At 55.4% G+C, this 21273-nt stretch carries 21 protein-coding genes; 15 read left to right on the top strand and 6 right to left on the bottom strand.

What is annotated here, in order from left to right; translation table 11 throughout:
- Positions 1 to 10: 10 nt before the first annotated feature.
- Entirely contained in the window at positions 11 to 1351 is a 1341-nt protein-coding gene (locus AUQ41_RS11755; RefSeq protein ID WP_063089001.1) for a sodium-dependent transporter, read from the bottom strand.
- A gap of 279 nt (positions 1352 to 1630) precedes the next feature.
- Here AUQ41_RS11755 and AUQ41_RS11750 point away from each other — a divergent pair, with 279 nt between their 5' ends.
- The 10 genes from AUQ41_RS11750 (at position 1631) to AUQ41_RS11705 (ending at position 9438) form a co-directional block, all read left to right on the top strand.
- Complete coding sequence (locus AUQ41_RS11750; protein ID WP_232308378.1) at positions 1631 to 2383, top strand: thioredoxin family protein; 753 nt, start codon at positions 1631 to 1633, stop codon at positions 2381 to 2383.
- 139 nt (positions 2384 to 2522) lie between these two features.
- Entirely contained in the window at positions 2523 to 3236 is a 714-nt protein-coding gene (gene ccmA, locus AUQ41_RS11745) for a heme ABC exporter ATP-binding protein CcmA (RefSeq protein ID WP_063088585.1), read from the top strand.
- Positions 3233 to 3898, top strand: coding sequence for a heme exporter protein CcmB (gene ccmB / locus AUQ41_RS11740; RefSeq protein WP_008889228.1), 666 nt, complete (start codon positions 3233 to 3235; stop codon positions 3896 to 3898). Before ccmA ends, ccmB begins: the two co-directional genes overlap by 4 nt.
- A gap of 60 nt (positions 3899 to 3958) precedes the next feature.
- Positions 3959 to 4747, top strand: coding sequence for a heme ABC transporter permease (locus AUQ41_RS11735; RefSeq protein WP_063088584.1), 789 nt, complete (start codon positions 3959 to 3961; stop codon positions 4745 to 4747).
- On the top strand, positions 4744 to 4941 hold the full coding sequence (gene ccmD, locus AUQ41_RS11730) for a heme exporter protein CcmD (RefSeq protein ID WP_008889226.1): 198 nt from the start codon (positions 4744 to 4746) through the stop codon (positions 4939 to 4941). Before AUQ41_RS11735 ends, ccmD begins: the two co-directional genes overlap by 4 nt.
- 13 nt (positions 4942 to 4954) lie before the next feature.
- Positions 4955 to 5443, top strand: a complete 489-nt coding sequence (gene ccmE / locus AUQ41_RS11725; protein WP_008889225.1) for a cytochrome c maturation protein CcmE — start codon at positions 4955 to 4957, stop codon at positions 5441 to 5443.
- Positions 5444 to 5575: 132 nt separating this feature from the next.
- Positions 5576 to 7645 carry a heme lyase CcmF/NrfE family subunit gene (locus AUQ41_RS11720; protein ID WP_063088583.1) on the top strand — a complete coding sequence of 690 codons (2070 nt, stop codon included), beginning with the start codon at positions 5576 to 5578 and terminating at the stop codon, positions 7643 to 7645.
- Positions 7642 to 8178 carry a DsbE family thiol:disulfide interchange protein gene (locus AUQ41_RS11715; RefSeq protein WP_063088582.1) on the top strand — a complete coding sequence of 179 codons (537 nt, stop codon included), beginning with the start codon at positions 7642 to 7644 and terminating at the stop codon, positions 8176 to 8178. The genes AUQ41_RS11720 and AUQ41_RS11715 overlap by 4 nt, the downstream gene beginning before the upstream one ends.
- A complete protein-coding gene (locus AUQ41_RS11710) occupies positions 8175 to 8675 on the top strand; it encodes a cytochrome c-type biogenesis protein (protein WP_063088581.1) in 501 nt (166 codons plus the stop codon). The genes AUQ41_RS11715 and AUQ41_RS11710 overlap by 4 nt, the downstream gene beginning before the upstream one ends.
- A 46-nt stretch (positions 8676 to 8721) precedes the next feature.
- Complete coding sequence (locus AUQ41_RS11705) at positions 8722 to 9438, top strand: hypothetical protein (RefSeq protein ID WP_063088580.1); 717 nt, start codon at positions 8722 to 8724, stop codon at positions 9436 to 9438.
- Between the two features lie 14 nt (positions 9439 to 9452).
- Here AUQ41_RS11705 and AUQ41_RS11700 read toward each other — a convergent pair whose 3' ends face one another.
- The 3 genes from AUQ41_RS11700 to AUQ41_RS11690 all read right to left on the bottom strand — a co-directional run bounded on the left by AUQ41_RS11700 (position 9453) and on the right by AUQ41_RS11690 (position 12732).
- Positions 9453 to 9740 (bottom strand): hypothetical protein, encoded by a 288-nt coding sequence (locus AUQ41_RS11700; RefSeq protein ID WP_063088579.1) that lies wholly within the window; start codon positions 9738 to 9740, stop codon positions 9453 to 9455.
- Positions 9741 to 9755: 15 nt separating this feature from the next.
- Complete coding sequence (locus AUQ41_RS11695) at positions 9756 to 11609, bottom strand: lytic transglycosylase domain-containing protein (RefSeq protein WP_063088578.1); 1854 nt, start codon at positions 11607 to 11609, stop codon at positions 9756 to 9758.
- Positions 11610 to 11841: 232 nt separating this feature from the next.
- Positions 11842 to 12732: a uracil-DNA glycosylase family protein gene (locus AUQ41_RS11690; protein WP_063088577.1), complete on the bottom strand. Its 891-nt coding sequence runs from the start codon at positions 12730 to 12732 to the stop codon at positions 11842 to 11844.
- A gap of 273 nt (positions 12733 to 13005) precedes the next feature.
- Here AUQ41_RS11690 and AUQ41_RS11685 point away from each other — a divergent pair, with 273 nt between their 5' ends.
- Entirely contained in the window at positions 13006 to 14643 is a 1638-nt protein-coding gene (locus tag AUQ41_RS11685; protein ID WP_063088576.1) for an electron transfer flavoprotein-ubiquinone oxidoreductase, read from the top strand.
- Positions 14644 to 14730: 87 nt separating this feature from the next.
- Here AUQ41_RS11685 and AUQ41_RS11680 read toward each other — a convergent pair whose 3' ends face one another.
- Both AUQ41_RS11680 and AUQ41_RS11675 read right to left on the bottom strand, forming a co-directional pair.
- Entirely contained in the window at positions 14731 to 16266 is a 1536-nt protein-coding gene (locus AUQ41_RS11680; RefSeq protein ID WP_232308377.1) for an aldehyde dehydrogenase family protein, read from the bottom strand.
- 2 nt (positions 16267 to 16268) lie between these two features.
- Positions 16269 to 17183, bottom strand: coding sequence for an NAD(P)-dependent oxidoreductase (locus AUQ41_RS11675; protein WP_083952688.1), 915 nt, complete (start codon positions 17181 to 17183; stop codon positions 16269 to 16271).
- A 220-nt stretch (positions 17184 to 17403) separates the two neighbouring features.
- Between AUQ41_RS11675 and AUQ41_RS11670 the strand changes: the two genes are divergently transcribed.
- From AUQ41_RS11670 to AUQ41_RS11655, 4 genes are all read left to right on the top strand, one after another.
- Complete coding sequence (locus tag AUQ41_RS11670) at positions 17404 to 18333, top strand: LysR family transcriptional regulator (RefSeq protein ID WP_063088574.1); 930 nt, start codon at positions 17404 to 17406, stop codon at positions 18331 to 18333.
- A gap of 230 nt (positions 18334 to 18563) precedes the next feature.
- On the top strand, positions 18564 to 19394 hold the full coding sequence (locus AUQ41_RS11665; RefSeq protein ID WP_143588670.1) for a DUF3100 domain-containing protein: 831 nt from the start codon (positions 18564 to 18566) through the stop codon (positions 19392 to 19394).
- Between the two features lie 2 nt (positions 19395 to 19396).
- Complete coding sequence (locus AUQ41_RS11660; RefSeq protein WP_008889212.1) at positions 19397 to 19885, top strand: hypothetical protein; 489 nt, start codon at positions 19397 to 19399, stop codon at positions 19883 to 19885.
- A 96-nt stretch (positions 19886 to 19981) separates the two neighbouring features.
- The gene (locus tag AUQ41_RS11655; RefSeq protein ID WP_063088998.1) at positions 19982 to 21169 is read left to right on the top strand and encodes a M20 aminoacylase family protein; all 1188 of its coding nucleotides are present in this window, start codon (positions 19982 to 19984) and stop codon (positions 21167 to 21169) included.
- The last annotated feature ends 104 nt before the right edge of the window (positions 21170 to 21273 follow it).

The raw sequence follows: 21273 nt of genomic DNA, 5'->3' as shown, positions 1-21273 counted from the left end.
CAGGTCTGACTTAGAAAACACCAAGACCTTTAAGCAGAATAAAAGCAATCGCCAGCGGTGCGACGAACTTGACGATCAAGCCCCACGCACCGATCCATACCGGTACAATTCCGTTATGTGCTGCGATTTCTTCCTGGGCCTTGCCCCAAACGATCCAGCCAACAAACAACGAAATCAACAAACCGCCAATCGGCAACAGCAGGCTTGAGCTGACGAAGTCCATAAGGTCAAAGAAGTTCTTGCCCCACAGGATTTCAACATCCGCCATGACCCCCATCGAAAGCGACGACGGAATACCAAGCAGGAAGATCACGAAACCAAGAACCACAGCCGCCGTTTTGCGATTGATCCCACGATCATCGACGAAATAGGCAACAACCACTTCAAGGATCGACACCGCAGAGGTCAAAGCCGCAATCGCCAACAGCAGGAAGAACAGGAAGGCAAAGAACGAACCAAACGGCATCTGGGCGAACACAGCTGGCAGCGTGATAAAGGTCAGGCCCGGACCGGCACTCGGATCAAAGCCGAAGGCAAATACCGCCGGAAGAACCAGAAGGCCGGCCAGAACGGCAACAGCCGAATCAAGCAAGGTGACCCAACCGGCAGATCCCGGAAGGTTTTCTTTCTTCGCAAGGTATGAGCCATAAGTGATCATTGCCCCCATCCCCAACGACAACGAGAAAAAGGCCTGTGACAGCGCATCCGAAACCGTTGCCCATGTCACTTTCGAGAAGTCCGGTGACAGCAGGAAGGCCACACCTTCCATACCACCCGGAAGCGTAACCGAGCGCACGATCAGAACGATCAAAAGCGCGAACAGTGCGGGCATCAGGATTTTCGACGCGCGCTCGATACCGGCACCAACACCGGAAAGCACGACGAAAATGGTCAGCGCCATGAAGATCGCGTGGAAAATCAACGGCGAGGTCGTATCACTGATGAAGCTGCCAAAGATGTCACCAAGGGCAGCTGGATCTTCGATCGCAAGCGCCCCGGTGACGGCCTTGATCATGTAGGACAGCGTCCAGCCGGCAACCACCGAGTAAAACGACAAAATCATGAAGGCGGCAGCAACGCCAAACAAACCAACGATCGGCCAAAGCCCACCTTTAAGTTTGGCAAATGCGCCAATCGCGTTCTTTTCCGACATGCGGCCGATCACGAATTCGGCCAGCATGACCGAAATACCGATGGTAAAGACCAGCGCAAGATAGATCACCAAGAATGCGCCACCGCCATTCTCGCCAGCCATATACGGGAACTTCCAGATGTTCCCCAGTCCAACAGCCGACCCGGCGGCCGCCAGAATAAATCCAAGGCGTGAGCCCCAGTGTTCGCGTTTCATCATTCGCTTGCAAACCTCGTATTGGACCGATCTTGCCAGATTAAGCTCCCACCAGCAGATCAGTTCCGCATTTTTCATTTAACGCAAAGGTCGTTTGTTCCTTTGCAATGGACAGCTCCCTAGAACTGGTTCCGATTGGTCCGCAGCTCATAGCATCAATCTTTGGAAATCTCCTTTCAAAGATCCACGCAAGCGCGCAAATATCTTCCACTTTACACCTACTGCTGATTTCAAGGCCTTGTGATTGGTCGGTGATGGTGGTTTTCAGGCATGATCAATGTCATGAAAAACCCTCGCCCCCTTTTAAGTGCGCTTGCACTGTTGCTCATGACCGTATCTTCACCCGCAAGGGCTGCTGAAAGTGTTTTGCCGCGCGCGGTCGTCGAACTTTACACGTCCCAAGGATGCAACTCCTGCCCGCCCGCCGATCAGGTCCTGCATGATATGGCAGATCAGCATGATGATCTGCTGTTGCTGTCCTATCATGTTGATTACTGGAACTACCTTGGTTGGGAAGATCCGTTCTCCGACGCCCGATACAGCGAACGTCAACGCGACTATGCCAATCGCATGCGCGAACGTTACGTCTATACCCCGCAGGTCATCATCAATGGTGATCACGTGGTACGCGCCACCGCCAGACAGCAGATCGAAACCACCAGTACCACGGTTGCCCCGTTACGCGATCTTGCGGATATCCATCTAAGCACCATTGATAAAACACAACCGGCAAAGGGCACTGTTTCCTTGCACGGTGTTGGCAAACCAAACCCGGGACAGATTTCACAGATCTGGTTGATCGGCTTTGATCGCGAACATCAGCGCGATGTGCTTTCAGGCGAAAACGCCGGCAAGCGACTGGTAAATGCCAATGTTGTGCGCGACATGATCAGCCTTGGCCAATGGGATGGCAGCAGTCAGCAGAAAATCCCGTTTGCCATGAAAGCCGCCTATGACGGGGGTATCGCCGTCTTGATCCAGAACGGGCGTGGCGGCCCCATCATCGGTGCATCCATGGTCCGTTTCGACGACTGATTCCCTGTTGGATCGTGAGTTTGGATTGATTTGAAACAATGCCAACCAGTCGATTGTCGGTTATTGCATGAATAATACGCTGTAACGCGTTATATCATGACGTGTTACAGAATGAATTTCAGACAATCTAACGGGTTATATGGCTGATTTTAGCGGTTCTGATCTGACCTGCCTCCGTGGCGAAAGACTGGTATTTGGCGGCCTGTCCTTTTCGGCCAAATCCGGTGATGCCGTGATGCTGCGCGGTCGAAATGGTGCCGGGAAATCAAGCCTTTTGCGCCTGATGGCAGGCCTTGTAGCACCGCGTTCTGGCGATCTTCGCTGGAACGGTGAAAACATCGCAGAGGATCGCACTGCCCATCATGCGCGCACCCATTATCTTGGCCATCAGGATGCGATCAAACCGGTTCTGACGGTACGCGACAATCTGCGTTTATGGGGCCAGTTGCGCGGCGTGCGTGATCTTGACCCTGCGATTGACCGGGCGTTAACAGCCCTTCAAATCAATCATCTGGCACGGGTTACCGGTCGGTATCTTTCAAGCGGCCAGAAACGGCGCACCGCCCTTGCCCGCGTTCTGATCGGGCAAAGCGATCTTTGGTTGCTCGATGAACCCACCGTCGGGCTGGACCGCGAAAGCTGTGCTGAGCTGGCCCAACTGATCACCGAATTTCGTGCCCGCGGTGGCATTGTCGTCTATTCAACCCATATCGATCTTGATGTCGAAAACCCGACCATTCTCGATCTTGATGATTTTGCCATCCCGATGGTCGAATGGCTGGCCGAACAGGACGAACTCGAAGACATGGCCCCGACAAAGCGGGCAGCCTCATCGCAGGAGGCCGCGCAATGAACGGTTTTCTGGCCATTCTGCAACGCGATCTGCGCTTGGCCCTCCGGCAGGGTGCTGATTCCGTGATGGTCGTGGCGTTCTTTATCGTCACCACCACCCTGTTCCCGTTCGGTGTCGGGCCGGAGGTCAATATTCTGGCACGTATCGCATCGGGGGTGATTTGGGTCTCTGCCCTGCTGGCAGCCATGCTATCACTCGAACGCGTGTTTCAGGCCGATTACGAAGACGGGACGCTTGAACTTTTAACCCTGTCGCCGGTGTCACTCGAACTTCTGATCCTGGGCAAGGTGCTTGCGCATTGGCTGACGACCGGGCTTCCGTTGATTATTGCAGCCCCCCTGATGGCGGTGATGCTCAATATGGATCAGGACGGTTTTGTCACTTTGATGATCGCCATGTTGCTTGGCACACCGGCACTCAGCCTGATCGGGGCGATTGGCGCAGCCCTCATACTTGGCGCGCGACGTGGCGGAGTTCTTGTATCACTTCTAGTTTTACCACTATATATTCCGGTACTGATATTCGGGGCCGGTGCAGTTGAGGCGGCCCTGCTTGGAATTTCGGCAACCGCGCAATTACAGATCATGGCCGCCATCCTGCTTTTGACATTGGCAGCCGCACCCTTTGCTACCGCCCATGCCGTACGCCAGGCCATGGAATAGAACAACAAGACGACGAGACGGGATGACCCTTTGCGGATTTCCGCACCAAGGATAAGAAAAATGCATCGCTTTGCTAAACCAAGTGTGTTTTTGAAATTTACAGCCCCGATCCTGCCGTGGCTGTCGGCTCTGACCGTGGTCCTGATCGCGGCCGGGCTCTATTTTTCCCTGATCGGATCGCCGGTTGACTACCAGCAAGGCCACACCGTGCGGATCATGTATATCCATGTCCCGGCCGCATGGATGGGGCTGTTTTGCTATGTCGGCATGGCGATTTGCGGCGCGATGAGCCTGATCTGGAAACACCCGTTGGCTGATATCTGCGCGCGCGCCACCGCACCGGTTGGCGCGACCTTTACCGCCCTTTGCCTGATTACCGGATCGCTGTGGGGCGAACCGATGTGGGGCACCTGGTGGGTGTGGGATGCGCGTCTGACATCGATGCTGATCCTGTTGTTCCTGTATCTCGGTTACATGGCGCTGGTGAACGCCTTTGATGATCCGGAACGCGGATCAAAGGCCGGATCGGCGCTGGCTCTTGTCGGTGCGGTCAATGTGCCGATTGTCAAATTCTCGGTCGACTGGTGGAATACACTGCATCAACCAGCCTCGATCGTGCGCATGGATGGCCCGGCCGTCGATCCGAGCATGCAATTGCCACTTGCCCTGATGATCCTTGGTTTCACCTGCTATTACTTCGTTGTTCTGATCCTGCGGGTCAGACTGGAACTGAACGAACGACGCATTCGCGCCCTGCATCTGTCAGGCATGTTTGAAGATCCCGAAACCCCGGCATCGGCAAAGGAACAAGCCTATGAAGCGGGTCACAATGCGGAGGCCAAGCAATGAGTGAATTCTTCTCAATGGGCGGCTATGGCGGCTATATCTGGGCAAGTTACGGCGTTACTGCCCTTGCCATGATCGTTTTGCTGATTGCAACGCTACGCGGTTTACGCAGCAGCCGGATCGAACGCGAACAGCTTGAAGCGGTTTTGCAATCACGGCGCCCCCGCCGCACCAAAAAGACCCAACAGGCATCCTGAACGGAGAACGACTGTGTCACTTTCCCGCGCAAAAATCCGTAAACGCCAACGCATGTATGTCATCGGGGCCATATTGCTCGCGGTTGGCAGTGCTGCGGCCCTGATGCTGACGGCATTTGAAGATTCGGTGGTGTTCTTCTTCAGCCCGACCGAAATCGCCGAAAAATCACCGATTGACCCCGATCAGCGTTTGCGGATTGGCGGCCTTGTGGTTGAAGGGTCGGTGGCAAAACAGGATGATGGCCAAACCATTGCCTTCGTCGTCACAGACATGGCCGAAAGTGTGCCGGTTTCATATCGCGGGATTTTGCCCGATCTGTTTCGCGAAGGTCAGGGTGTCGTCGCCGAAGGTCACATGAACAGCGACGGCACCTTTGTCGCATCGGAAGTTCTGGCCAAGCATGATGAAAACTACATGCCGCCTGAAGTCGCCGAATCGCTTAAGAAAAGCGGCTATTGGGAAGAAATCGAAGCCAAGAACGCCGAACAAATGCGCAATTAAGCCACATTCTGCCGCCATAAAGCCCGACCATACGCGCAAGAAAAACATAGCCGCGACCATTGCCCCTTGATCTGTACCCGACCGATCGGGCAATAGGGCGCAGGGGAACTATTGGGGAAGTCATAGACGCACATGTTTGCAGAGTTAGGACATTTTGCCCTGCTGCTGATGGTGGTCACGGGAATTGGACAGGCGGTTCTGTTCAGCCCGCTTTGGCTACGTGCATCGCTGCGCATGCTCACCCCACACAGGGCTTCTGCCACACCGGCAGGCGGCCCCGCCTTTTCCGATGACGATGATGATGACGGTGCCTTCGGGCAGGCCGCGGCAAAACCGGCCAGCCTTTTTCTGCTGCCTGGCGTCATTCTGTTGCTTGGCCTTCTGGCCGAGGGGGCGTTGCTCAATGCCTTTATCGTCAGTGACTTCACCCTGCCCATCGTCTCGAACGTCAGTCATTCATCGACCCCATTGCTTTATCGCATTGGGGCGGCCTTTACCCCCGACGGCGGGGCCATGCTGCTGTGGCTTCTGGCGCTTTCACTGGTCAATCTTCTGATTGCCATTCAGTTGCGCAGTTCTGCTGCCATCTGTACCGATCGCTTCGCGCGCAATGCCCTTTCCGTTCTTGGCGCATTGATCACAATTCTTGGTGTCGTGACACTGATTGATGCCGACCCGTTCCTGCGCGTCACTATTGCGCCGCTTGATGGTCGGGGGATGAACCCGCAAAGCCAGGACCTTCTTAAAGTCCTTCGCGAACCGTTCCTTTATCTTGGTCTGGCGGGCCTTGCCGGTATCTTTGCCATGACACTGGCCGGGTTGCTTGACCGCAAGATTGACCGCCGGTTTGCCGAAACCATGCGATCCTGGACCATCATTTCCTGGGTCTGCCTTGGCACCGCGATTGCGATCAATGCCTATCGTTCCTACAGCGAACAGGCATGGGGTGGCTGGTGGTACTGGGACACGGCGGAAAACAGCCTTCTATTGCCATGGTTGCTTGCAACCGCTCTTTTGCATTGCCGGGCCGTTCTGGAAAAAACCGAAACCCTGCGGGCCTGGACAGCCTTTCTGGGCATCACGACGCTCGCGGTGGGATGGTTCGGGGTTTACCTGACCCGATCGGATCTGTTTGCGCCCCTGCCCGAAACACAGCTTCTGCCAATTGACAGCACCGGTCTTCTGGTCGCGTTTTGTCTGGTGTTTGCCGTCGCCTATTACCTGTTTTGGCGCTCTGTCGATCAGATGGGCGATGGTCGCGGTTTTGATGTCATTTCGCGCGAAAGTGCGATGTTCCTTAACAGCGTGATGCTGTCTCTGGTTGCTGCCGTCGTGCTGATCGGAACGATTTATCCTCTGGTTTTGCAATGGATTACGGGCGACCCGATCACCGTTGGTGCGCCGTTCTATGTCAAAGCTCTGATCCCGATTGTTCTGCCCTTGCTGTTTCTGATGGCCTTTGCCCCGGCACTGCGCTGGCGACAGGATGAAGTCTGGATGATCGGGCGGCGTATGAAGCTTGCAGCCATTCTGTCGCTCATCACGGTGCTGTTCGTTTCCATCCGCTTTATCGATCTGTCCCCCGCACCGCTGATCGGTATCGGTCTTGCCGGTTGGGTTCTGACCGCGTCGCTAAGTGATCTTTGGGCGCGGCTTTGGCGCCACCCTGAATATGGTGAAAGCAAATATCGCAATCTGCAACTTCTGGGTCCACGCTACATCAGCATGACCCTTTCCCATATCGGCCTTGCAATCCTTATTGCCGGTGGATCGGCCAGCAGCATCTGGGAAGAACAGGTTGTTGTCTCTGCCCGTGCCGGACAAAGCATTCAGGCAGGCCCCTATAACCTGCAATATGAAGGTGTCTCGCTTCTGGCCGGTGAAAACTATGCCACCCGTCAGGCGACCTTTATCCTGTATCGCCATTCCCTGCCGGTCACCGAACTTTTCCCTGAAATTCGTTATTACCCGATCCGTGGCGTTGAAACCCGTGAAGCCGATATCTGGCATGGTCGCGATGGCGATCTGCATGTCTCGATCGGTGACCGTGATGATGACGGCGGCCGGGTGGTAACGGTTCATTATTTGCCCATGATGCCCTGGGTCTGGGGTGGCATGTTATTGATGTTGATCGGTGGATGTTTCAGCATCCTCACGCGCGTAATCCTGCGCTTCAAGAAGACTGGAGTTCCCGCTTCATGAGATTTTCGATCGCTGTCATTCCGCTGGTTTTGTTTGCCGCACTGGCCGGGGTGTTCTTGTTAAACATCGACAAGGATGCATCGGTTGTGCCATCGGTCCTGATCGATAAACCGGCACCGGAATTCTCGCTGCCACCACTGCCGGGCCGGGACAAGGGCCTGTCGCGCGCGGATCTGTCCAAGGGCGAGGTATCGGTTCTGAACGTCTTTGCAAGCTGGTGCGTCCCGTGTCGCGCAGAGCATCCGCTGATCAAACGTCTGTCGCGCGAAGCCGACGTTCCGGTCTATGGCCTGAATTACAAGGAAAAGGACCCCGAGGACGGTGTGAAATGGCTGGCCGAACTTGGTGATCCCTATGCTGCAGTCGGCATGGATCTGTCAGGCCGGACCGGCATTGACTTTGGCGTCTATGGTGTTCCGGAAACCTTCATCATCGATGGCACTGGCCAAATCAGATACAAGCATGTCGGGCCCGTTACGGTCGAAGTCCTTGAGAAGGTCCTGCTGCCGAAAATCGCGGAGTTAAAGGGATGATAAGCCGCTTCAAACTTGTTTTTGGCGCACTTGCCATTCTGGTTCCGGTCATTGCATCGAACCCGGCATTTGCGGTCAACCCCGATGAAATGCTGTCCAACCCGGTTCTGGAAGAACGCGCGCGCGAAATCAGCAAGGAACTGCGCTGCCTTGTCTGTCAAAACCAGTCGATTGATGATTCTGATGCCGAACTGGCGCGTGATCTGCGCGTGCTGGTGCGTGAACGCCTCGTTGCTGGCGACGACAACGAAGAGGTCATTGACTATATCGTTGCGCGCTATGGCGATTATGTCCTTTTGAACCCGCCGCTAAAACCGGAAACCTATATTCTGTGGGCAAGTCCGGCTGTCCTAGTGGTGCTGGCTTTGCTGGCGGTCTTTGCATTCTATCGCCGCAAGCAGCGCGAAGGTTCCCCGGCATCTGCATCCCTGTCAAAAGACGAACAGGACCGTCTGGACGAACTTCTTGGCACCTCGAATGATGACGGCAAGTCCTGATGAAACGTGATCGCCTGACATATCGTCAACCGGTCGGAGGTTTCACGTGATCTGGGTTGGCTTGACGGTTCTGGCAGTTCTGGCGGGTTCTGCACTCTATGCAAGCCTGCCGAAATCCGACGGGCACGGATCGCGTGCACGCCGTGTGACATTTGCCGCACTGCCAGTTATCGCGGCACTGGGTCTTTATGCGATCATTGGCAGCCCAACCCTGCCATCGCGGCCCTATGCAGACCGTGCCGGTGAACGCAACCTCGCCGCCGCCGCGGCCGTTGCCGATAACGCCACCGACCCGGATTTCAAAACCGATCAACAGATCAGGCGTTTGCTTAATCAGATTGTCGTCTCGCTTGAGGTAAACCCGCGCAATCTTCAAGGCTGGGTCGCCCTGGCGCGTGGATCGCTCCGCCTTGGCAATATTGAACGGGCCGTTGCCGCCTTTGCGCAGGCCTATGCCCTTTCGGGTCACAATCCGTTGCTTGCCATTGAATATGCCGATACCCGCATCACCGCACAGGATGGCCAGATCGACAGTACATCACGCGATCTTGTGCTTCATGCCCTTGGGCAAATGCCCAACCATCTGTTGGCGCGCTACTATTACGGCATGATGCTGAAACAAAATGGTAAATCCGATCAGGCACTTCGCGTGCTTAGTGACCTTTATCGCGACCTTCCCAAGGACGACCCGCTTGGCAATGCCACCGAAAGCGAAATCAAGGCCCTGCAATCCAGTGCAGATGCCGTGATCAGCGCGGATTAGTCCGGATAGCGGCATTAAGCCGCGAACAGATAAAGCACCCCAAGCAACACCGCGACAATCAGAACCAATGTCCCGCCCAGTGCCATTAGTTTGATGATCGGATGAAGATTATCAAGTTCGCCCGGCAGCGGTGCATTACCGGTACCATTTGCCGATGACTGCCCCTCGTTAAACCGCCGCAAAGCTTCTTCGCCGCTCATGGGCGGCATCTTGATACGATCAAGGACCGTCCCCTGATCCGGGCGGCGGTCCTTGTCATTGGATGGATGCTTTTGCGGGGTGTCGCCGTTACTGGCTGTCATCTCAGGTGATTGTGCTTAACGCTGCGCTGTCAGGCCGCGATCATTTTCCTGATCCTGCGGCTGATAGGTTGGCCACTCACCGGCCGCCAGAAGATCAAGCGACGGCGTTTCCTGACCGAACCGTGAACGATACATCCAAAGGTTTGCCATCACGCGTTCGATGAACAGTCGGGTTTCACGCGACGGAATGCTTTCGATGAAATATAGCGGATCGACATTGTCCTTAAGCGCCTTCTGCCAGCGGCCAAGATTGCCAATGCCACCATTATAGGCTGCCATCAACTGCAAGAAGCCGTTATCAACGCCATTCTGTTCAAGCAGGTGATCAACATATTTCTGACCAAGCGACAGGTTGATTTCCGGCTGATAAAGCTCAGCACGCTTTTCACCCCGGTAACGGGTATTGCCGATATAGCTTGCAGTTGCCGGCATCAGTTGCATCAAACCACGCGCACCGGCATGACTGCGGGCGTCGGTGTTGAAACCTGATTCCTGACGCATGAAGGCATAAATCACCGCCCGGTCAACTTCGTAACCACCTTCCGGCTCCCATGGCGGGACCGGATAAAGTGCGTTTACAAACACATCACCGGTCTTCTGGGCGATATAGCTGCCGAGGCGCATGGTCAGCGACGCAAAGTTGGCGGTATCGGTCAGCGCCAAAACAGCACGGCGCAGCGAATCATCATCTTTTGCCGCGACCTTGCGCAATTCACGTTCGGCTTCATCGCGCTGCCCGATCTGCAACAGCGAAAGCGCACGACGCCCGTGCGGATCAAGCTTCAGCTTGTTGGCGCGGTTTTCGTCAAGCTCAAGGCTGTCCCAGTCAAAGACATCATCGCGGCCAAGGGCGCGCATCGCCAACTGCCCATAGAACGAGCGCGGATATTCCGCCGCGCGGTTCAACATGGCATCAGCCTCTTCGAACCGGCCTGCGGCCAGATCAATACGCCCCGCCCAGAACGCACCGGCGGTCCGGGTCCAGCTGGATGCATATTTATTTGTGCTCAGGGCTGCGAAATGGGCGTGCGATTCATCCATCTTGCCCAGACGCCAGGCGGTCAGGCCCGCCGTCCAATGCGCCTGCGGCAGGTACTTGCCCGAACGCTTTGCCGCTTCACCGGCATATTTCAACGCAAGGTCCGGTTTACCAAAGTAATAGTAACCAGATGCAATTGCCGCCTTGGCGTGGTCCTGCTCATAGGCATCAAAAAGACGCTGCGCTTCTTCACTTTCAAGAACTTCCAGCGCGCCGGTCGGCCAGCCACTGCCGATACGATGGCGAATACGACTTTTCAGGGTCGCGACGCGCGAACGTTGCTTGGACGACAGCTTCTTGGACGACTTGTGATAATAGGGCGTGATGTTCTCGTAATCATAACCAGCACCCGAAACATAGCTGCCCACAGGCTTTTTCGGATAATTGGCCGATCCGCGACGTGTCAGCGCAAGTTTATAGATGCGCGGTGCCTGCGGATGATCGGCATAACTGGCAAGCCAGTCTTTTAGTTCCTTGTAACGCGAACGGTAGGCCGTCGGATGCAGATAACGCTGCGCCATCACATGCCCCATCAGGACATCATCAGACAGGCGTGAAATCAGGCGGTCGGCATCTTGCCAACGGCCCTGTTCCTGAACGGCAAAAATCTGTTCGTAAAGTTCGGCGTCACGTTCGGAAAGTGGCTTGGGGATTACGGTCGAAAGCGCGTCATCCAGAACCGGGCTGCCAAGGGCGGCCTGTTCCTGCGTGCTCGCAGCAGCAGGTGACGTGGCCCCCATGATGGTCATGGTGCCAAGAAACGCGAAGAATAGGCCCTGCCTTAAGGTGCTTTTGACACCCGGCAGGCGTGTTCTTATTGCTTCGATCAAAATTAGTTTCCCCAACGAGACTTGTTTTCAAGCCGCGTGTTTATCCCGAAGCAGTTTGGTCTCGCAACCCGTTGCCTGCGGTGTTCCCCCTCGTGCAACGGCGTCCCTTATAGCAGCAAACAGCCAAACCGCGAAATCATTTATCTGGAATCAAGCACTTGGCGCACTCCAGAATACGCACCCCGAACGCATGCATATCTCCCATGCATACAGTCAGTTTATCGCCAATTCCTTAAAGCTTTTGTGCAATCGCGCGCAAATCACGCCAGGCAAGGCGTTTCTGTTCCGGCGTACGCAGAAGATAAGCCGGATGGAACATCGCGGTCAGGTCGGCCTTTTTGCCATCGGCAAAGGAAACTTCCTTCCAGGTGCCGCGCAAACGCGTGATCCCGCGATCTTCTTCCATCAGGGTCTTGGCCGAACTGCCGCCAAGACACACCACAACCTTGGGCCCGATCAGCTCAAGATGACGGCGCACAAACGGTTCACACACCGCGACTTCAGCTGTGGTCGGCTGTCGGTTTCCCGGTGGCCGCCATGGCAGGATATTGGTGATGTAAACTTCTTCACGCGCCAGGCCGATGGATCGCAACATGGCATCCAGCAACTTGCCACTTGGCCCGACGAACGGCAGTCCCTGACGGTCCTCTTCGGCACCGGGTGCTTCGCCGACCAGAACCAGCTTGGCCTCGACATTGCCGGTGCCAAAAACGGTATTGCTGGCGGACTTCTTAAGGGCACAGCCTTCAAACTTTTCAATCGCCGCCTTGAGTTCCTCAAGACTGTTTGCCGCGGCGGCCGCATCACGTGCGGACTGGCGTGCTTCATGCGGCGTGTCAGACAGTAAAAATCCACCATCCGCGCCAGCCGGGAATGGTGCCGGACCGGTGCCCGCTGCCTGTGCCGGACGGGCCGACGCCCCAGCCGGACGTTGCGGGTTGGTGCCCGCATTCACGCCAAAGCCCGGTCGGTTGGCCGCGTTCTGACGCAGGCTTTCGGACGCCTTGAAACGGTCAAGCGGCTCGTCGGCGATAGCCTCGTCCGCGCCCATTTCAAATTGCCAGACAAGGGCCTCGAACGGGTCGAGATTATTTACATCAAAGTCTGTAATTGGTTTGCTCATCTACACTAAGGCGATGTATGTTGCACCGCGAACGGGATCACGGCTGCTGCTTGGGACGACCTTATACGATTTTGGGTCCTTTGTGCCAGAGTACAAACGCGACACCGTTCGTGACTATGGATTGTCAACTGATCCCATGATCGGTATAGCTGTATTCATAGAGAATTATGAGAGAATTCAGGGCTTGGGCGAGACTCTGAACGGTGAATACCGGCTCACGGCCAACGAACGGAAACAGTTCGATACGGTCGCCAGCCAAAGGAGAGAGGCCAAATGGAACGGGAATCCATGGAATTTGACGTGGTCGTTGTTGGCGCCGGTGTATCCGGTCTGTCAGCGGCCATCAAGCTGATGCAACTCGCCCAGGAACAGGAAAAAGAAATCACCGTCTGTGTGGTTGAAAAAGGTTCCGAGGTCGGCGCACACACCCTTTCAGGGGCCGTGATGGAGCCGCGCTCGATCAATGAACTTTTCCCGGACTGGAAAGAACGCGGCGCGCCGCTGAACGTGCCGGCTGGCGACGACCAGTTCATGATGCTGAGCGAAACTGGCGCTAAAAAGCTGCCGACCCCGCCGCAGATGCACAATAAAGGCAACTATATCGTCAGCCTTGGCAATGTTTGCCGCTGGCTTGGCGAACAGGCCGAGGCCCTTGGTGTGGAAGTTTATCCGGGCTTTGCTGCCGCCGAAGTTCTGTTTAACGAAGACGGATCGGTCAAGGGTATCGCCACCGGTGATATGGGCCTTTCGCGTGATGGCACGCCGGGCCCGAACCACGAACCGGGCATGGAACTGCATGCCAAATACACCTTCTTTGCCGAAGGGTGCCGTGGTTCGTTGTCCGAACAGCTGATCAAGAAATTTGATCTGCGCAAAAATTCCGATCCGCAAACCTATGGCATCGGCATCAAGGAGCTTTGGGAAGTTGACCCCCAAGTGCACAAGGAAGGCCTGATCCAGCACACCGTTGGCTGGCCGCTGGATAAAGACACCTACGGCGGGTCGTTCCTCTATCACCTTGATAACAATCAGGTGGTTGTTGGTTTCGTGATTGGTCTTGATTACGAAAACCCGCATCTCAGCCCGTTTGATGAATTCCAGCGTTTCAAGACGCATCCGGAAATCCGCAAGATCTTCGAAAACGGTCGTCGCATCTCTTACGGCGCACGTGCGCTGAACGAAGGCGGTTTCCAGTCGATCCCGGATCTTGTCTTCCCGGGTGGTTGCCTGATCGGCTGTTCAGCGGGCTTCATGAACGTGCCGAAGATCAAGGGTTCGCACACCGCGATGAAGACCGGTATGCTGGCCGCCGAGGCCGCCTTTGAGGCCCTGACGGCCGACGAAAGGCCTGCACAGATGGACAGCTACCCGCAGCGTCTCAAAGACAGCTGGGTCTATCCGGAACTGCACAAGGTGCGTAACATCCGACCAAGCTTCGCCAAGTGGGGCTTCTGGGGTGGCATGGCCTACAGTGCGGTTGATACCTATCTGTTCGGCGGCAAGGCACCCTGGACCTTCAAAAACCATGCCGACCATGCCTGCCTGAAACCGGCCAGCGAAATGCCAAAGATCGACTATCCGAAACCGGATGGCAAAATCAGCTTCGACAAGCTGTCATCGGTCTTCCTGTCCAACACCAACCACAGCGAAGATCAGCCGATCCACCTGACGCTGAAAGATGCAAGTGTTCCGGTAAACACCAACCTTGCCGTCTATGACGGGCCAGAGGCACGTTTCTGCCCGGCCGGTGTCTATGAATTCGTCGAAGACGAAGACAATGGTGGCAAGCGCCTGCAGATCAATGCCCAGAACTGCGTGCATTGCAAGACCTGCGACATCAAGGACCCGACCCAGAACATCGTCTGGGTCGTGCCCGAAGGTGGCGGCGGACCTAACTACCCGAATATGTAAGCCTTTTCGGCTTTCCTCATACAAATAAGGGCCGCTTCTTGCGGCCCTTATTATTTAGTCTGATGATTTGATCACTTGGTCATTTGATCATTCCGGCGCATAGCCAAAGGCAACCGGCGGATTTGCCGCGGTTTCGGTCCAGACACTTTTGGGCTGCATATATTCCATCAAGCCTTCCTTGCCGCTGGATCGGCCATAGCCACTATGTCCAAACCCGCCAAATGGCGACATGACATTGATGGTCTTATAGCTGTTAATCCAGAACGTCCCGGCCCGCACGTTCGCAGCCACCCGGTGCGCGCGATCCACCGCACCGGTCCAAACCGCCCCGGCCAGGCCAAATTTGCTGTCATTGGCGATGGCAATGGCTTCGGCCTCGTCATCAAACGGGATGACCGAAACAACCGGTCCAAAGATTTCGTCGCGCGCAATCGACATATCGTTGCGAACATTGCCAAGAACCGTCGGACGCAAGAAATACCCATCGGCACAAGCGCCCCCATCAGGGCGGGCACCACCTGCAAGAATTTCTGCCCCTTCGGCACGCCCCGACGCAATCAGGCGATTTACCGTCTGGTACTGGGCATCATTGTTGATCGGGCCAATCTGGGTTGCGCTATCAAGCGGATCGCCCACAGGAATATGATTGGCACCCGTAACCAGCATTTCCTGGAACTGATCTAACACGGAACGCTGGACCAACAGGCGCGAACCGGCAACACAGCTTTGCCCGGCTCCGCTAAAGATCGCAGCCTGCGCGCCAGTCACGGCACGCTTAAGATCGGCATCTTCGAACACGATGTTTGCCGATTTCCCGCCAAGCTCAAGAACACACGGCACGATATTCTGGGCGGCTTGGGCCGCAATAACAGAACCGGTTTTGGGGGATCCGACGAAGACAACCTTACGGGTGGCATCGTGGGTTGTCGCCGCAACACCCGTGGTATGGCCCAATCCTGCCAGCACCGAAATCACCCCATCAGGCAAACCTGCCTTTTTCGACAAAACACCAAGCGCAACAGAGGTCAGCGGCGTCATTTCCGACGGTTTAAGAACCGCCGCATTGCCCGCACACAAGGCCGGGGCCAACTGCCAACCGGCCGTAAAGACCGGCGCGTTCCAGGGCGTTATTTGCGTAACAACGCCATATGGCTCGGGGCGGGTATAGTTCAGATGGCTGGTCGGGACCGGGATAACATCGCCATGAAGCTTGTCCGCCCAACCGGCATAATATTCAAACATCTCAGCGACTTTAAGCACCTCGACCCGCGTATCGCGGATCGGCTTACCGGCTGAAACGCATTCCAGAAGTGCCAGCTGTTCAAGATGATCGCGGACCTGGGCACCGATTTTCCAGAGAATACGACCACGTTCCGCCGCCGTCATCGCCCACCAGACGCGCTGTCCGGCAACCGCGGTCTTCATAGCTGCATCCACTACATCGCCACCAGCATCCTTGAACGTCAAAAACGCCTTGCCGGTTGCAGGATCGATCAATTCGATATCATCACCTTCGCCCGGCATGATCGCACCATTGACCCAACTGCCAACAACACCATCCGCAAAGAACGGTGCCATGGCCTTGGCATAGTCACGCGTCATCAGTTTATCTGCGCTGCTCATTGTCATTCTCCTGCCTTGGCGGTCTTGGTGTTTGCAGTCAATTCGGTGATGCGATTGAAATCCATGTCATCGGAAAGCGCCGCTGCACTGTCCTGCCAAATCTGTCCCGCCAGTTGACTGACCGGAAGCGCCACGTCCTTTTGCGATGCCAAGGCCATGGCAAGACGCATATCCTTGCGCATCAACCCCATGGTAAAGCCACTGTCAAACTGCCCGGTAAGAACCCATTTCGGATAATTGACTTCGCTGACAGCACTGCGCCCTGAACCGGCATTAAGTGCGGAGATCAGGTAGTTGGTATCCACCCCGGCCGCCTTGCCCAGTGCGACTGCTTCGCGCATGGTCAAAAGATGGGTCGCAACAAGCATGTTGTTGATAATCTTGACGGCGTGACCGGCCCCCACCGGGCCAACATGGGTAATCTTGCCGCCCAGAACTGAAAGGATCGGCATCGCCTTGGCAAAACCGGCATCATCGCCGCCAACCATCATGGTCAGTTGCCCACTATTGGCACCAGCGGGGCCACCACTGACCGGCGCATCAATCAGGACATGACCGATCACACGCAAAGCCGCGTCAAGTTCGCGGGTCACATCTGGTTCAGACGTTGTCGTATCAATGATCAGGCGCGGCGCAAGATCACAAGATGCAAGGCCATTATCCCCGGTCAAAACGGTTTGCACGTGGCGTGCTGTCGGCAAGGAAAGAATGATGGTCTCACAGGCGCTAAAAAGTTCCTGTTGGGTGGCAACGATGGTCACACCATCGCGCGCAGCATCCGCCTGGCGTTCGACGGAAAGGTCAAACCCGGTTACAGCGTGGCCCTCGCGCAAAAGTGTGCGCGCCATACCAAGTCCCATATTTCCAAGCCCAATGACCCCGACGGTTCCGCTGCCATTGATGTGTGTTTGTGTCACGATTGCTGCCTCTTTGCTGCTTTGGGGTCGTTACGCGCTGTATCAAAGGTGACAATCTTCGCCTTTGAACGCCCTTTTCCGCCCTTTTCTGTTTTGATTTCCTGATCAACTTCCGGCGGAAGCATCGCTGTTTCAAGATCAATTGCCGGAACATGTTGTTGCCGAAACAGCAACAGATATGCTCTGATTACGACATCGCCCCACAATTCGAAGCCCCGATATGAAGATCGATGACAAACCTCTCCGTTATTTTTTGGCTGTTTTCGAAGCCGGCTCGATCCGGACTGCTGCCGAGAACTTGCGCATTGCCCCCTCGGCGATCAGTCGACAGATCTCAAGCCTTGAGGCCCATCTGAATACGCTTTTGATGGAACGCACCAAACGCGGGATCATCTTTACCGAAACGGGGCATATGGTTGCGGCACATGCACGCAAGCGCATCGAAATCGACGAAGCATTTGCGGTTGATCTGGCCGCAGCCCGTGGCGCCATTGCCGGGACGGTGCGCATCGCAACCGGGGAGGGCTTTGTTGTCGATCTTGTTAATCATGTGATCCGCCCGTTGCGCGATGAGTTCCCCGATATTCGACTTGAAATCGATGTTGCCGGAACCGAGAAGATCACCCATGGCATTCTGCGCGATGACTATGATCTGGGGCTGGTTTTCAACCCGCCGCGCACGCCGGAGCTTGAATTACTCGCTGAAAACCACAGCCCGCTTTGTGTGCTGGTCCCGCCGGAATTTGCCCTTGCCTCCAAGCAAAGCTGCAAACTGAATGAAACGCTGAATTATCCGGCCGCCTTGCTGGATCAGAATTTCGGGGTGTCCAAACTTTTGGCAAATGCCGATCCGGGAAATCGCGTGGCGCGGGATGCTTTTCTGACCGCCGATTCGATCAATGTTGCCATTCACTTTGTCCTATCGGGGGGCGGTATTACCTATCTGCCCGCGTTTGCGGTATCACGACAACTACGCAGAGGAGAAGTCGTTGCCATCCCGATGACCGATCCCTTCCTGGCGCGTGTTCCTTCACACTTGCTGGTGCGCAAGGAGCGCCCCAAAACCGCCGCGGTGCGGGCGGTTACAGGCATGATCCGGGATCGGATGGAGGCATTTGGCTCCGCCTGGTATCCCGAAGAACATGAATAACCTTGCGCGACCTGTTGCCATTTCGGCAACAGAAGCATCCCAAAATGGCACTTGCCCATGAATCGGCATGTTCCCATTCTCGGTCGGAAATTCCGGATCCAAAAATGGCAAAACGATGAATTTTGCGTCGCCGGATTTTACAGGGATGACAAGGCGCGTTTGGTTTCCCGCATCAATGGGAAAGGTGTCCTTGCGTCGTAAACGCCACTGTCTGTCAAGGAGACTGGGAAATGAATGCGCTTCGGGGACAAATGGGGCTATGGAAGCTCCATTTAGCCGTTATCATCATTGGGGCAATCGCCGAGCTGATCGGCATCCGCAAAATTCCGTTGGGAATTGGGGCAATTCTTCTGTTGCCGCTGCTTTATGCCTTTATCATGGCTGCCCTTATGAATCCGAATGTCATGCCGAAATTTGGCAAGTTCATCGGTGAAAAAGAAGTCAAGGCGGCCTCACCGCTTATCGTCATTGCGATCATGCCGTTCATCGCCAAATTCGGAACCACCATCGGCCCGGCAATCGAAACCATCATCGAAGCGGGTCCTGCGCTGTTGCTGCAGGAACTTGGGAACCTCGGCACGATTGTGCTGGCATTCCCGCTTGCGGTTTGGGGCCTGAAAATGGGCCGTGAGGCCATTGGTGCGACCTTCTCGATCGCACGTGAACCGAACCTTGCCATCATTGCCGACCGTTACACGCTTAAAAGCCCGGAAGGCGCGGGTGTCATGGGCGTTTATGTGATTGGTACGCTGTTCGGCACCTTCATTTTTGCCATTCTGGCGTCGCTGTTTGCCAGCATCGATGTTTTTGATCCGCGCGCCCTTGCAATGGCATGCGGGATCGGCAGTGGATCAATGATGGCGGCCTGCACTGGTGCGCTGACGGAAGTTGTCCCGACCATGAAGGACGAAATCCTTGCACTTGCCGGGGCGAGCAACCTTTTGACCTATGCAACAGGTCTTTATGCAGGACTGTTTATTGCTCTTCCGATCGTTGAAAAACTCTATAACGCGACGGCTGGTAAGCGTGACCTTGCCGCTGCTGACAACAAGGGGGCTTGATCATGTCTGATAGCGTTGTTGCAAAAGAAACCACCCGCCCGAAAATTGATCTTGTCGATCATGCCGTCGTCCTGATCATTGTCTGCCTTGTCGGACTGGTGATGAACACAGTCGGACCGGCGATACCGTTGATGGACGGATTTATGGGCATGATCGTGATCTATTTGATCTCGATGGTTGGCCTTATCCTGACCCGCTTTGCGCCGTTCTATCTGCCAAGCGTTGCATGGATTTCACTCGTCGGCATTGTCGCAACCCTTCCCTGGACCCCGGGTTCGGAATGGATCGTCGCACAGGCCAAGTCGGTTAACTTCCTGGCTCTTGCAACCCCGGCGCTTGCCTATGCCGGCTTTGCGATTGCCAAAAAGGAAATCGAAGTTGCCAAACATTCCGGCTGGAAACTCGCACTGGTTGCCTGCCTTGTGTTCCTTGGCACCTATGCCGGTTCGGTTCTTGTTGCCGAAGCGATCCTGAAGCTTCAGGGTATCTGATCACATCGCGCAACCGGGACCATCTGAAATATGGTGGTCCCGGTGTTAAGTTACCGGGTTCACGCCCGCACATATCATCCAAAATCGAGTATGCAGATGTCTGTCCCTTCTTGCTCCCTTCATCCTCGCGCCACCGAACTTGTCGATGAATTCATCAGCTGGCGTCACCATCTGCATGCTCACCCTGAAACCGCATTTGAAGAAAACCTGACCAGCGCCTTTGTCGCAGAAAAGCTGAAATCCTTTGGCTTGGAAGTCAAAACCGGCATCGCCAAGACAGGTGTGGTCGCAACCCTGCACGGAAATAAGGGACCGGGTGGACGGATCGGGCTTCGCGCCGACATGGATGCACTTGATATCCATGAAACAACCAATCTTCCTTATGCGTCAAAACATCCGGGAAAAATGCATGCCTGTGGTCATGATGGCCATATGACCATGCTGCTTGGTGCCGCCAAAATCCTTGCCGAAAACCCGGATTTTGCCGGAACCGTCGATTTTATTTTCCAGCCTGCCGAAGAAAACGAAGGCGGCGGGCGCGAGATGGTCAAAGAGGGCCTGTTTGACAGCCATCCGGTCGATACGGTTTATGGCATGCATAACTGGCCGGGCCGCGATATCGGCACCATGGCCGTCAAGGCTGGCCCGATGATGGCAAGCTACGACGTGTTTGAAATCGTGATTGAGGGCAAAGGGTGTCACGCGGCCATGCCCCATCTCGGACATGATCCGATTACAACAGCAGGTCAGGTTCTGCTGGCACTGCAAACCATCGTCGCACGCGAAATCAATCCTTTGAAAAGCGCTGTGATCTCGCCCACGCAAATTTTCGGCGGTGACACCTGGAACGTAATCCCCAACAGCGCGACCATTCGCGGCACCGTGCGCACATTTGATCCTGATATTCAGGATGTTATCGAAACCCGTCTGGTCGACACAGCCAAACACACGGCACGGGCCTTGGGCTGCGATGCCCGGGTGAATTATCAACGCCGCTATCCGGCAACAATCAACAGCCCGGCAGAATCCGAAATCGCCCTTGCGGTGGCATCGAAGATTGTCGGCGCAGATCAGGTGGACACCAATCCTGAACCGTCCATGGCCAGCGAAGACTTCGCCTTCATGCTGAATGTCAAACCGGGTTGCTATATCTGGCTCGGCAATGGCCCGACGGATGGCGACCGGTTGCTTCATAACGCCGCATATGACTTCAACGATGACGCAATCACGCATGGTGTCAGCTATTGGATTGCGCTGGTCAAAGAAGCCCTGTCGCGGGACTGAAGACATATTATCCTGCGCTGCGTATTCCCGTGTCATTGATGGCATTCAAAGATAGCGGTTTGCTGTTGTTGCAAATGCTTTGCCTTATAATTGCCGACTGAGTA

It is taken from the genome of Thalassospira sp. MCCC 1A02898 (genome assembly GCF_001618185.1).
Classification (GTDB): Bacteria; Pseudomonadota; Alphaproteobacteria; order Rhodospirillales; family Thalassospiraceae; genus Thalassospira; species Thalassospira tepidiphila.
The sequence above is the reverse complement of the archived record's forward strand: the minus strand, read 5'-3'. Positions and strand labels throughout refer to the sequence as shown.

What these genes read in the sequence shown, in the direction of transcription:
- AUQ41_RS11755 (WP_063089001.1), bottom strand. Translation starts at nt 1,351, where the DNA reads ATGATGAAACGCGAACACTGGGGCTCACGCCTTGGATTTATTCTGGCG.
- AUQ41_RS11750 (WP_232308378.1), top strand. Translation starts at nt 1,631, where the DNA reads ATGAAAAACCCTCGCCCCCTTTTAAGTGCGCTTGCACTGTTGCTCATG.
- ccmA (WP_063088585.1), top strand. Translation starts at nt 2,523, where the DNA reads ATGGCTGATTTTAGCGGTTCTGATCTGACCTGCCTCCGTGGCGAAAGA.
- ccmB (WP_008889228.1), top strand. Translation starts at nt 3,233, where the DNA reads ATGAACGGTTTTCTGGCCATTCTGCAACGCGATCTGCGCTTGGCCCTC.
- AUQ41_RS11735 (WP_063088584.1), top strand. Translation starts at nt 3,959, where the DNA reads ATGCATCGCTTTGCTAAACCAAGTGTGTTTTTGAAATTTACAGCCCCG.
- ccmD (WP_008889226.1), top strand. Translation starts at nt 4,744, where the DNA reads ATGAGTGAATTCTTCTCAATGGGCGGCTATGGCGGCTATATCTGGGCA.
- AUQ41_RS11720 (WP_063088583.1), top strand. Translation starts at nt 5,576, where the DNA reads ATGTTTGCAGAGTTAGGACATTTTGCCCTGCTGCTGATGGTGGTCACG.
- AUQ41_RS11715 (WP_063088582.1), top strand. Translation starts at nt 7,642, where the DNA reads ATGAGATTTTCGATCGCTGTCATTCCGCTGGTTTTGTTTGCCGCACTG.
- AUQ41_RS11710 (WP_063088581.1), top strand. Translation starts at nt 8,175, where the DNA reads ATGATAAGCCGCTTCAAACTTGTTTTTGGCGCACTTGCCATTCTGGTT.
- AUQ41_RS11700 (WP_063088579.1), bottom strand. Translation starts at nt 9,740, where the DNA reads ATGACAGCCAGTAACGGCGACACCCCGCAAAAGCATCCATCCAATGAC.
- AUQ41_RS11690 (WP_063088577.1), bottom strand. Translation starts at nt 12,732, where the DNA reads ATGAGCAAACCAATTACAGACTTTGATGTAAATAATCTCGACCCGTTC.
- AUQ41_RS11685 (WP_063088576.1), top strand. Translation starts at nt 13,006, where the DNA reads ATGGAACGGGAATCCATGGAATTTGACGTGGTCGTTGTTGGCGCCGGT.
- AUQ41_RS11680 (WP_232308377.1), bottom strand. Translation starts at nt 16,266, where the DNA reads ATGAGCAGCGCAGATAAACTGATGACGCGTGACTATGCCAAGGCCATG.
- AUQ41_RS11670 (WP_063088574.1), top strand. Translation starts at nt 17,404, where the DNA reads ATGAAGATCGATGACAAACCTCTCCGTTATTTTTTGGCTGTTTTCGAA.
- AUQ41_RS11665 (WP_143588670.1), top strand. Translation starts at nt 18,564, where the DNA reads ATGAATGCGCTTCGGGGACAAATGGGGCTATGGAAGCTCCATTTAGCC.
- AUQ41_RS11660 (WP_008889212.1), top strand. Translation starts at nt 19,397, where the DNA reads ATGTCTGATAGCGTTGTTGCAAAAGAAACCACCCGCCCGAAAATTGAT.
- AUQ41_RS11655 (WP_063088998.1), top strand. Translation starts at nt 19,982, where the DNA reads ATGTCTGTCCCTTCTTGCTCCCTTCATCCTCGCGCCACCGAACTTGTC.